The organism is Parvularculales bacterium (assembly GCA_036881865.1).
Taxonomy (GTDB): Bacteria; Pseudomonadota; Alphaproteobacteria; order JAPOUT01; family JBAJNM01; genus JBAJNM01.
Genome location: JBAJNM010000061.1, coordinates 1 through 13,307 on the forward strand (window position 1 = coordinate 1; position 13,307 = coordinate 13,307).

4 protein-coding genes are annotated in these 13,307 nt (G+C 55.4%); 3 read left to right on the forward strand and 1 reads right to left on the reverse strand.

The genetic code is table 11. The features are described 5' to 3' along the window. Positions 1-10,369, reverse strand: a 10,369-nt coding sequence (locus V6Z81_09915; protein MEG9862780.1) for a hypothetical protein, incomplete at its 3' end; no start/stop codon positions are given. Between the two features lie 653 nt (positions 10,370-11,022). Here V6Z81_09915 and V6Z81_09920 point away from each other — a divergent pair. The 3 genes from V6Z81_09920 to V6Z81_09930 form a co-directional block, all read left to right on the forward strand. After that, positions 11,023-11,373, forward strand: coding sequence for a HigA family addiction module antitoxin (locus V6Z81_09920; protein ID MEG9862781.1), 351 nt, complete (start codon positions 11,023-11,025; stop codon positions 11,371-11,373). A 283-nt stretch (positions 11,374-11,656) separates the two neighbouring features. Further along, positions 11,657-11,893: a hypothetical protein gene (locus V6Z81_09925; protein MEG9862782.1), complete on the forward strand. Its 237-nt coding sequence runs from the start codon at positions 11,657-11,659 to the stop codon at positions 11,891-11,893. Between the two features lie 3 nt (positions 11,894-11,896). After that, positions 11,897-13,307, forward strand: a 1,411-nt coding sequence (locus V6Z81_09930; protein ID MEG9862783.1) for a VCBS domain-containing protein, incomplete at its 3' end; no start/stop codon positions are given.

The following is a 13,307-nucleotide window of genomic DNA, read 5'->3' on the forward strand; positions in this document are numbered from 1 at the left end:
CGTCACCGAGCCCGGCATCAACCTTGTCATCGCCGGCTCCGGTCTTGATCTTCGTCTCGCCGATCCCGGTTCTGACCTGATTCGCCTTGTCGTTCTTACTGCCATCCTCCATTTCGCTGAGATCAACCGTCTCAAGCGCAGCCGCGGCTGCAGGCAACTCATACTGCGCGAAGACGGTCATCTTCACCTCAACGGTCTCATCCGTTCCGGCACCGTCGGTGTAGGCGACACGGACGCCGATGCTCTTGCCGATATCAGTCTTCGCGATCGCAAACCGAGCACCGGTCGCACCCTCGGCATCCTCGCCACCGACATAGAACCACTGATAGCTATATTCGCCATCGATGCCGTCTGGGTCTGCAATAACCTCTTTGATGAAGAGCCTGTCACCAAGCACGGGGTTATCAATATCACCTTCAGGCGATACGATCTCAAACACGGCACTGTTATCAGCGGCATCGGTGACCTCGACGGCAACATCCTGACCAACAACATCATATTCCTCAAGCTGGACGCGGACATTGAGGGTGTCGGCTTTTTCATGGTCGAGCGATGCCCCCGCTTTCAGCCAGAGCTCCCGGTCCTGAAGCTCGAACATGTCAGCATGCTCGCCGACAAGCTCAAGCGTTCCGTAGGAGCCGCCATCGGCATCGGTGATGGCAATGACAGCGACCTTGACCCCCTTGGAGACATCGGCATTTTCGGCAATCGAGGGATTCTCAGGCAGGACAGCAATCGCCGTTGCGTGATTATCAATGGCATCCACAATCATGGTAAATGTGGCTTCGGCACTGCTCGCCTCACCGTCACTCACGGTGAAAGTGAATTCTGCGGTATACCGGGTCACTGCCAGCGGGTCGGACGTGTAGAGAAGGTCGCCAAAATCATCTTTGCTGATCACATCACCCGCCTTAACATCTTCGCCCCGGAAGGTCAGCGTGCCCCGCTCCGGCAGGGACGTGATGGTGACCGAAACAAGCGCATCACCGGAATCCTCATCGGCAAACGCAAAATCATAACCCGAGAATGCGTATTCCACAGGCTCCCTGATCGCGATGACAGTTCTGTCAGACGTTGTCGGGGCATCATTCACATCGTTAACGGCAACGATGATCTCGCCGGATTCAGTGGACAGAAGTGTGCCGTCCGTGGCTGTGACCACAAGGACGACTTCCGCAGTCGCTTCAGCGTTAAGCCCCGTTCCCTCATAGGCAATATCGCCGCTGTCATCGATGACAAACCCGGCCACGTCATTGCCGTCCCGGTCCCTGGCACTGCTGATCTCATATTTGACCGTATCGCCCTCATTGGCATCCGTGGCCCTGACCCGGCCGACCAGCCTGAGGCTATACGGGCCCGTGGCATCGATGTTCTCATCAATGCTCAGGTCCGTCGGGAGGGGATCAAAGACCGGGGCGACTTCCGGGTCAACCGGCACATCGCGCTTGACGACCTCGAAATGCTTCATGGTCAGGGGGGCTGTGAAATCGTGCAGGACCATGATCACTTTATCATCGCCGGTGTCATCCGTGCCCCTTGTGTCATAAATGATGGTATCATTCGATCCGGGATCTGTGTCCAGGCCGGACGGTAAATATTTACTGTTCTGGGTCCAGCGGATATTGGCTGCAGCCATCAGGGCCTCGATTGTCGTCTCGGTACCTGTTTCGGTTTCAACACGGATGCGGTCATTCCCGCCATTCGATACGAGATTGGTGCGGGCTGCAAAAATTCCCGATTTTGCTCCTGAGGTGAAATCCATGACACGGTCAACACCGTCGGGGTGCTGGCCCTGATTGAGCACGAAGATGTCATCGCCTGAACCGCCCCACAACTTGTTTTCACCGCCGCCGCCATCCAACAGGTCATGACCCGATCCGCCAAACAGCTCGTCACGATGACCGGTGCCGCCATAAAGTTTGTCATGGCCGGTGCCGCCATAAAGCACATTGTAACGAGCAGTACCGGCGTACAGCGTATCATGACCTGAAAGACCCTGGACCTCATAACGGACATCGTCGCCGGTGAGCGTATCATCACCGGTACTGCCGACCAGCTCCCAGGAGAAGCCGGTTTTACCGGTCTTTGAAACAATGTCGAAATGCTCAATGGTCAGGGTGTCAGTGAAATTATGCAGAACCATGATCACCTTGTCATCGCTGGTATCTGCGGTGCCCATCGTGTTGTAGATAGTGTCCTGGGTCCAGCGGATATTGGCTGCGGCTTTCAGGGCCTGCAGCGTGATCTCAGTCCCGGTTTCCGTCTCAACACGGATGCGATCACCGTTGTAACCTGACGTTGGATGATAGTGTGAATCGAATCCCCATATATTGTCACGGTTGACCTCGCCTTCAGCATGAGATCCCTGATAAAGGCCAAAAATATCAACGCTGCCACCGGATCGACTGTAGATATTGTCATTTCCTTTGCCGCCATACACCGTGTTGCCATTGACGCCGACATAAATCCTGTCATCACCGCCTTCACCGTAAATCGTGTTATTCCCGTAACCGATACTGACATAGTCCGCATCATCGCCGGCATAAACCGTATTATCCCCGCCCGTGTCCTGATCGACCCCGCCACCGTTATTTGTGACATCGTGACCGGCACCGCCGTATATCGTGTTATTGCCGCCGTTAATGAGGAAAAGGTCATGCCCGTCCCTGCCATACACCACATCGTGACCCTGGCGAAGAGCGGCATAGTCATTGTCATCGGTGCCATACATCGTTTCCGAACGATCAGTCCCGTACAATCTCATGCCCATTACCGGATCAGTGATGCCGAATTCGGTTGCAAAACCTTCACGGTCGGTCACATTGATGGTGACATCGACGTGAACGCCGGGATCTTCCACGAGCTGGACACGAAATTCAATTGTGTGGAAGGTCTCATAGTCCCTGTGCATGCCAGGTGCACCGATAATCTGGGTGCCGCGAAGCTCAAACATTTGCGCGTCAGCACCGACAAGCTCAAGCGTCCCGTATTCATCGCCGTCAGGGTCAGTGACATCAATATAAATCGGGGGGAAAGGGTAAAGTCCCGCCTCGGGCAATGTAGTCACAGAATCTGCTGTCAGGGCAAGAGCCGTTGCCAGGTTGTCCACACCATCATCCACTGCTGCATTGATCTGAGCCGTAATGGTTTCATGCACGCCTACACGGTCAATGTAGGTGACACGGACACCGACTATCTCGCCCGCATCAGATGCGGCGATGGTATAGCGTTGATTGGTGGCTCCTGCGATATCGTTGCCACCGACATGATACCACTGATAGGCATAATCGTGCTCACCTCCATCGGGGTCAGGAACACCTGCCAGGTTCCAGCCGTCAAATCCGGGAAAGGCGGTGAGCACATCACCAACCGTGGGAACATGCGTGGGAACAAACCTGTGATTGACGGCAATGGAGAGTCCGGCATCACCTTCATCAACATTGGTCACTGCGATCGTGACATCCACACCTACTGTGTTATCCTCAACGAGCTGGATGCGGACATCAAGGGTATCGGCTGTCTCATGGTCGAGTGACACTCCGGGATCCAGCCAAAGCTCGGCTTCGCTTACCCCCCAGCTGTTGATAATATTAAATTTGTCGGCATCGTCACCCGCAAGCTCGTACGTCCCAAAAGAACCGCCATCAGAATCTGTCGCCCAGATATTACCGATCCTGATCCCGGCCGATGTATCCGCATCCTCGGCGACAGATGTTTTGGATCCCGGGGCAAGGGTGATTTCCGTTGCGAGATTGTCGATAACAGGCGGCGATACAGGGTCGTCCGTGTCATCGCCGCGCTTGACGACTTCAAAATGGTCCATGGTCAGGGGGGCGGTGAAATCGTGCAGAACCATGATCACTTTGTCATCGCGGGTATCCGCGGTGCCCCTGGTGTCATAGATGATGGTATCGTTGATATCGATTTGATTATGGGTATCGATTTGATTATGCTGGACTCGGTCCTCGTCATAATTCCTGTTCTGAGTCCAGCGGATGTTGGCACCGGCCTTAAGGGCCTCAATCGTCGTCTCGGTCCCTGTTGCCGTTTCAACACGGATGCGGTCATTACCGCCCTCTGTCCCATCCCAGTATCCTGAGCTTCTGCCCGAACTGAAATCAGCGACATGGTCAATATCGCCGGACCGCGAGTCTTGATTGAGAACGAAGATGTCATCGTCCTGACCACCCATCATCGAATTGCGGCCGGAACCGCCATCGAGGATGTCATCCCCGTAATTCCCTAGCATCCGGTCATTACCGTCTTCGCCATAGAGCGTGTCATTGCCCTCACCGCCGGACAGCACGTCGCCACCGTCGCCGCCATAGAGCGTGTCATCGCCGTCGCCGCCATACAGCGCGTCACCGCTACCACCGTCCGCACCGCCATAGAGCGTGTCATTACCGGTGCCGCCGCGGAGCGTGTCATTGCCAGAGCCGCCATAGAGGGTATCATGGCCGCTGCCGGCACGGAGCGAGTCATGACCGGTGCCGCCATAGAGCGTGTCATGGCCGCTGCCGCCGCTGAGGTAGTCATTACCGCTTCCGCCATAGAGCGTGTCATGGCCGTAACTACCATACAGAAGGTCGCTATCACCTTCGCCATAGAGCGTGTCATGACCGGAGCCGCCAGAAATCCTGTCCTCGCCGCCACCACCGTAGATCGTGTCATCACCGGTGCCGCCTTCCTTCGTCTCATCGGCATCTGTGCCAAGGTCTGAAGACCATCGCTTGACGACATCGAAATGGCTCATGGTTAGGGTGGCCGTGAAATTATGCAGGACCATGATCACCTTATCATCGCTGGTGTCTGCCGTGCCCATCGTGTTGTAGATGACGGTGTCATGTCCATAACGGTCATCCCACCGGGAATCCGGATTCCGGAATACGGTAGTCTGGGTCCAGCGGATATTGGCGGCAGTCTTCAGGGCCTCAATGGTGGTCTCAGCGCCCGTATCGGTTTCAACACGGATGCGGTTGGTCACGCGGGAATTGAATAGATATGCGTATGAACCGAAACTATAGACATTATCAATGTTGACTTCACCCTCGGCATGCCCCCCCTGATAGAGGCCGAAGGTCACGCGCCCGCCAATATCATGTAACTCATCATTGCCTTTGCCGCCGTAAACAGTGTTGTCATCGCCATGGACATAGATCCTGTCATTGCCGCCACCGCCGTAAACCAGTCCGGTCGCACTGACGTAGTCAGCGTTATCGCCCGCGTATATGACGTTGTAATCGCCAAGGGCGTAGATGACATCATGACCGGCACCGGCATAGATCGTGTCTAAACCCGAATCGCCGGAGAAATAGTCATGACCATCATCGCCATATTTTATGTCATTACCTTCGTAGCCACGGAAGTAGTCGTCAAGAGAGCTGCCATACAGCGTGTTCTTGCCGTCGTCGCCATACAGCCTTAGGCCCGGTTTCGAATCCGGGTTGAATTCGGCCCGATAATTATCCCAGTCGGTTATCGTGATGTCGACATCCAAAAAGATGTCAGGGTTACCCTTGACTTGAACACGGACGGTGATCTCGGGAGCAGTTTCATGGTCGGGATCAGCACCCCGCTTGAACCTGAGCATGTTACCGTCAAGTTCAAACATGGGCGCATCGGGACCTGAAAGCTCAAGCTCACCGTAAGTGTTGCTGCCCACGATTTCACCGACATTGTGTCCATTGGGTCTCTGATGAAATTTATCTGTGTTCTCAACGAAGGTCAGCACGGCTCCCGGTGCAAGAGACAGCCCGTCGTCAGTGATGACTTGTGTGATTTCCACGGGTTCAGTCATCACCGCCGTAACAATTTCCCGGTTACCCCCGTAATCATTGTAGGTGATGCGGATTCCGATAGTCTTGCCTCCGTCGCGTTCGGCGATGGTATATTGTGCGTCGGTCGCACCGATAATGTCACCGCGGCCGACATGGAACCACTGATAAGTGTGCCCGTTACCGTTGCCATCGGGGTCGTCAGCCACCCTGCCCGCAGTCAGCACATCTCCGGCCTTCGGGGAGGCCGCATAGCCGGTTGAGGTGATGGCGTATCCTGTAGCCCCCTCATCCACGTTGGTGACCGTGACATGGACATCGGTATGGACGCTGGTATCTTCACTGAGCTGCACGCGGACATCCAGTGCTGCCGCGCTCTCATGGTCAAGTTCCGCGCCCGCCTTCAGCCAAAGCTCAACACCCCTGATTTCGAACTTGCCCGCATCGTCACCGGCAAGCTGAAGTGTCCCGTATTCACCGCCGTCAGGGTCGGTGATATTGATCGTGCCAATCCTGACCCCTCCTGACACATCCGCATTCTCGGCAATTGAGATTAAGGCACCGGCGGCAAGGGTAAGCCCCGTTGCCGGGTTGTCCACATCAGGAACAGCGGGTTCATCCGGGTCACCCACGCGTTTGACAACTTCAAAATTGTCCATGGTCAGGGGGGCGGTGAAATCATGCAGAACCATGATCACCTTATCGTCACTGGTCCTCGCAGTTCCTCTTGTGTCATAGATGATGGTATCGTTGATATCGATTTGATTATGCTGGGCGCGGTCCTCGTCATAATTCCTGTTCTGGGTCCAGCGGATGTTGGCCGCGGCCTTGAGGGCCTCAATCGTCGTCTCAGCCCCTGTTGCCGTCTCAACACGGATGCGGTCATTCCCGCCTTCTGTTCCGTCTCCGTAGTATCCTGACCTGCCGCCCGAACTGAAATCAGCGACATGGTCAACATCACCGGACTGCGCGTTCTGATTGAGAACGAAGATGTCATCGCCTTGATTACCCATCATCCAGTTGCGGCCGGAACCGCCATAGAGGATGTCATCCCCGTAACCCCCTAACATCCGGTCATCACCGTCCTCGCCATAGAGCGTATCATTGCCTTCGCCACCGCTCACCCTGTCGCCGCCGCCGCCGCCATAGAGCGTGTCATCCCCGCCATCGCCATACAGCCCGTCAGCGTCGTCGCCGCCATAGAGCGTGTCATGACCGCTGCCGCCGCGGAGCGTGTCGTTCCCTGAGCCGCCATAAAGGGTATCATTGCCGGAATTACCATACAGACGGTCGTCATCAGCTTCGCCATAGAGCGTGTCATGGCCGGTGCCGCCGGAAATCCAGTCAGTGCCGCTGCCGCCGTATATCGTATCATGGCCGTGGTTGCCGTCGATCCAGTCTTCGCCGCCGCGGCCGTACATCGTATCATGGCCGGTGCCGCCTTCCATGCTCGCATCGACCGTCTCATCCGCATCCGTGCCGGGGTTTGAGGCCTGATGCTTGACGACATCAAAATGGTCCATGGTCAGGGTTGTCGTGTATGAGTGCAGAACCATGATCACTTTATCATCGCCGGTGTCTGCCGTGCCCATCGTATTGTAGATGATGGTGTCGCTGCCGTAGCCCCAGTAATGTTCGGGATTGTCGAAGTCGCTGTTCTGGGTCCAGCGGATGTTGGCGGCGGCCTTCAGGGCTTCCAGCGTGGTCTCGCCGCCCGTCGCCGTTTCAACACGGATGCGATCGCCATAATAGCCGGTCGAGGAGTAATACCGTGACTGGAAACCAATGATGTCGTCGCGATTGACCTCACCTTCGGCATGAGAGCCCTGATAGAGTCCGAAAATATCGTTGCCGCTATGACCGGGTATCTTATCAATTCCCTTGCCGCCATACACCGTGTCGTCGCCGCGGCCGGCATAGATCCTGTCATCGCCGCCTTCGCCGTAAATCGTGTCATCGCCGGCGCCTGAACTGACATAGTCGGCATCATCGCCGGCATAGATCACATCATCATCGGGGATCGTATTCGGCACCCATGTGTTTTGGGAACTTCCATAGATGACGTCATTGCCGGCACCTGCATATATCGTGAGATTGCCGTTACTGTAGCCGCCGACAGCGTCGAAATAGTCATGGCCATCACCGCCATACATCACGTCATTGCCGTTGCCGCCCCAGAAGAAGTCATCATCGGCACTGCCATACATCTCATTATCACCGGTGTCGCCGTAGAGCCTCAGGCCCGGGGTTGCCGGAGCGTCGAATTCTGCCCGATAATTATCGAAGTCTGTTACCGTGATGTTGACATCGATAAAGACGCCGGGGTCTTCCTTCAACTGGACACGGACAGTGATTTCAGGAGCGGTTTCATGGTCGGTGACAGCATCCACCCTGAACCGGAGTTCGTTCCCGTAAAGTTCGAATATGGGGGCATCGGGTCCGGCAAGTTCCAGTGTGCCATACGCATTGCTGGCGAGGATATCACCCACCTTCGGTCCCTTCGAATGACCAAAAAAGGTGCCTTCCACGATTGTCGTCACAGCACCCGGTGCCAGAGACAACTCTCTTGCATTGCTGTCATCCCCGCTGTCCACAGGTTCAGCCATCGTCACCGTAACATTTTCCCGGTTAGCCTGGTACCAGCCGTTTCTGTCAAAGTAGGTGATGCGTATGCCGAGGGTCTTGCCGCCATCACTTTCAGCGATGGTGTATTGCTGGTCGGTCGCACCGATAATGTCACCGCGGCCGACATGGAACCACTGATAAGTGTGCCTGTTACCGTTGCCGTCGGGATCGTCAGCCACACGGATGGCGGTCAGCACATCCCCGGCCTCCGGGGCATCCACATTGCCGTTTGAGGTGATGGCGTATCCGGCGGCACCTTCATCAACGTTGGTTACCGTCACAGGGACATCGGCAAAGACACTGATATCTTCAAGGATCTGCACGCGGACATCCAGCGTTGATGCACTTTCATGGTCAAGCGACGCGTCGGCCGACAGCCAGAGTTCGTGCCCGTCGGCTGCCTCACGAATCTCGAACATGCTCCCATCATCGCCGGCAAGCTGAAGGGTTCCGTAGGCGCCGCCATCGGGGTCGGTGACATTGATCCTGCCGATCATGATCCCGTTTGACACATCGGCATTTTCGGCAATCGTGGTCACGCCACCCGGCCCAAGGGCAAGACCTGTTGCAAGCTGGCTGCTGATCTCCGGTGATGCCGTTGCCGCTGCGGTTTGCGTGGCCGTAACAAGTTCATTGAAACCGTCGCCATCGGTATAACTGACACGGACGCCGAGGGTATTGCCCACATCAGCGGCCCCGATGGTGTAACTCGCACCGGTTGCCCCTACGATATCCCCGTAGCCGGCATCACCGATGCCGGAATGGAACCACTGGTAGCTGTAGCGGGGCGATGCGCTGACATCAGGGTCGGGAAGGCTCTCGGTGGCGGTCAGCACATCACCGACAACCGGCGTTTTCGGATTGCCCGTTGTGGCGATGGTGAACACCGCATCGCCCTCATCAATGCCGTCCAGCCCCTTGCGCTTGACGACTTGGAACTGGTCCATGGTCAGGGGCCGGGAGTAATCCTGCAGAACCATGATCACGCGGTCATCGCCGGTGTCTGCGGTGCCTCTGGTGTCATAGATGATGGTGTCGTTCTTGCCGGAGTCGTTGATGACGCGCCAGCCGCTGTCACCCTCGGGGTCGCCCTCATAGTTGTAATCGCTGTTCTGGGTCCAGCGGATATTGGCGGCGGCCTGCAGAGCCTCAATGGTGGTCTCACTGCCTGTCGCCGTTTCAACGCGGATGCGGTCATGGCCCAGATCTTTCCCACGATTGTGTCTTGAGCCGTGAGAACGGCCGTAACTGAAATCTTCAACCTCGTCACGATTAACCTCGCCCGCTGCGTGCGGGCCCTGATAGAGGACATAGATGTCATCACCCACGCCGCCATAAAAAATGTCGACCCCGCGGCCGCCGTAGAACGTGTCGTTATCATACCTGCCGACCAGCCTGTCGTTGCCGGCGCCGCCATAAAGGGTGTCATCGCCGTATTTGCCGTCCATCCAGTCATCGCCGTCGAAGCCATACACCACGTCATCGCCGTCATGGGCTTCAAACCAGTCATCGCCGTCCGTCCCGGACAGATAGGCATCATCGCCGAGAGACCAGATCCTGTTGTAGTTGTGATCTGACCAGGGAGAGCCACTGTCACCGAATTTGACGGTAGTGAAATTCTTAAAGTTGATCTCGATGGTGTAGGTCTCGGTATGCCGGACCCCGTCATCGCCCCGGTAATACACCGTGAGCGTGGTCGAGGTCGGCGCGTCCGTCTGTCCTGAATCATAGGAAGGCATATACCCTATATCGTACGCACCGCTCGTCGCATCCTGGATGACAGAGTATGCAGCCTGGTTCTCGCCGGTGAGACTGATACCCACGATGGCTTTGCCATTAACACTCTCTAATGTGGTCAAGGGGATGTTGCCACCCGAAGTCTCGCCTGACCTGCCCCAGTTCGCAGGCAGGGTGAAGGAGATCGTCCTGCTCCAGAGATTAAACAGACCTGATGTTACGGTGAGACTCATTTCAAAACCACTCAGTTGTTATGTTCTGACTCGCCACATTACCATGCGCGGACCACGGACATCAGTCCATCACACGCATATAGTAAGGATTTTCCGCTATTTACCGCTAACAGTCAAATGTATTCCATGATTTATTGACAGGGTGGCAAATTACCCCCGACCCTTGCCTGCCCTGAAGGGAAATCGGCGGGTTCTGGCGGGTTCTGGCGGGTTCTGGTGGCCGGCCATCTGTGATTTGCCAAATCCCCGCTTACCCCATTGTTGATAGAAGGGATTCAATATTTTATCTATCATTTCCATTTTGATAAAACTTCCACAAACCCCGCAGAAAATCAGGGAAAAATAACTTTTACACTTATTGCCTTGTTTCTTGGCAAGAAACAAATTATTTGTTACAGTAATGATTAAGAGCTTTAAATGCAGGGAGACCGAACATCTCTGGAATGGTGTGGAATCACGCAAACTACCATTTAATGTGCAAGCAAGAGCTCTTGAAAAACTGCGTATGCTTAACAGGTCAAGCACCCTGAATGATTTAAGGAGTCCGCCCGGCAACCGGTTGAAAAATCTAAGCGGGAGAAGAGCAGGACAAACAAGCATCCGTATCAATGACCAGTGGCGCATATGTTTTAAGTGGAAAAATAATGAAGCCCATGAAGTGGAAATTGTGGATTATCACAGAGGATAAAACCATGCTCAGGAAACAAATACATAACCCGCATCCGGGCGAGATTTTACAGCATCATTTCCTTGATGAGTTGGAGATGAAAGCAATTGATCTTTCGCGGCGAACGGGAATTTCACGGGCGACTTTGTCAAAAATTATCAATACCAACCAACGAATTACGGCGGAAACCGATTTGCCCTTATGCCGCTTCTTCGGACTTTCGGAAGGTTATTTTCTGGGATTGCAGAATGACTATGACATGCTGGAAGCCAAGCGTAAGTCAAAGGTAGCTGCCATGCTGCGCGGAATACGTCCCCTAACAGAAGAAACAATTTGATCTGTACCGCTGGCAGCAGCGACGGGGACTCAAACTACACCCTTGCAAAAGTCAAGCGAATTCAATTTAATATGACCTTCTCTTTAACCTCTGATGCAGCCTTAATCACCACGGTTCCGGCCGGACCCGGCGGCAGTTTCGATGCCGCCATCGGCGCATCGGAGATTTTCCAATGCGCATGTGTTACACACAAGTGGGTTTGCAAGTGGGTTTGCAAGTGGGTTAGCAAGTTGATTAGAACCGTGCTGAATAGTATGCTTGGTATGCAGATACGGAGATAAATATGTTCGCAGTTAAAGTTACCAAGTTCGGTTCATCCGAAGGTATTGAGTTACCTGAAGAAGTAATTAGACGACTTCAGGTTAAAGTTGGTGACACACTTTATCTCGCAGAAGGTCCAGACGGTTTATTTAGACTGACCTCCCTTTCCCCCGCAGAATTTGACAAGCGGATGAAGAACTTAGAAAAGATCAGACATAAAGACCGTAATATTCTGGCTACTCTAGCTAAAGAATTCTAAATCATGAGCAAACATCATTTAATAACCGGCGACAATGGCAATGGAGCGAGCACATCGCAGGCCCTGACCATCAGACATACCGCCGCCGCCCCCGCTTTCGCCCCCGTCACCTCCGAGATCACGGCAAGGGGGAGCGCCTACTCCATTTACCGGTCGGATCCGGATATCCAGGACAGCAGGATCGGCACACATACGTTCCTGTCCAGCATCGATCTCGGCGTGATCGGCGGGGAGGTCAATACAGGCGACCGCCCCGGCAGAATCGGCGGCGATGCGATCACCATCATCCTGCTGCGGGAGGGCGGGTCCGCCCATATCACGGGGACGATCCGCAATCTGCCGGCTGCGGGCGATCAGACCGACTACCGCATCTATGCCATCAGGGATGGTGATTTCTGGTTCCTTTATGCCCATAACAGCATCACCCGTCCCAACCCCAAACTGGGTGAGGAGTTTGTCTTCCTCTTCACACTTTCCGAGACCGGCGGCGAGAGCGATTCAAGATACCGGATCTATCACACCGAGAAGGTTGAAGACGGCAGGAGCTTTGATCTTATCTCGGACCAGGTCACCCTGGTTGAGGTTGCCGATACCCCGGGGGTGACGGTTTTCACTGATCCCGAAGGTGTCTTCCGGGCCGCCAATCCCGGTGATAGCACCGCTGCCGCATCCTATGACGTTGCCCTGGGCACCACGTCAGCGCAGGCCGTCGAGGCAAGCGATGGTGTTGGTGATGCCTTCACCCACAAGATCACCGACAGTGTAACGGCGAATGGCCAGACGACAACCTACGGCACCCTCTTCTACAATGCGGGCACCGGTGCCTGGCGGTTCGATACCGATGATACAGGCGCGAGTAGCCTTGAGAGTGGGGACACCAGGACGATTACCTTCGCGGTCACAGCGAGTACGGGCGGCAGCACCGCCCGGCATGAACTTGTGGTCAACATCACCGGCGTTGATGAGATCTCAAATCATGATGACGCCCCGACCTTCGCACCCGCAACATCGCTCATCACCGATCCGGCAAGCCTCTACATCTACCGCTCCGAGGTGGACCAGTCCGGGCGCGATGATGTTCCGATGCACACGTTCATGGTCAGCGCCGCGCTGGAGGACGGGGCCGTTGCCGATGAGGCGATCACCATCTTCCTGCTGCGGGAGGGCGTGGGCAGCGCTATCCCCATCACGGGTATGATCAGCGGCCTCCCTTCAACGGGGGATGAGAACGACTACCGCATCTGGGCGGTCAGGGACGGATCAGCCTGGTCCCTGCATGCCAACGCCATCACACCCGACCCCCCTCGCCCCGGGGCCGATGAGCACATCTTCCTTTTCACGCTTTCCGAGACCGGCAGCGCGAGCGACCCCGTCTATCAGTTGTATAACACAAGCCGGGTTGAGAGCCCCGACA

What these genes read in the sequence shown, in the direction of transcription:
- V6Z81_09920 (MEG9862781.1), top strand. Translation starts at nt 11,023, where the DNA reads ATGAAGTGGAAATTGTGGATTATCACAGAGGATAAAACCATGCTCAGG.
- V6Z81_09925 (MEG9862782.1), top strand. Translation starts at nt 11,657, where the DNA reads ATGTTCGCAGTTAAAGTTACCAAGTTCGGTTCATCCGAAGGTATTGAG.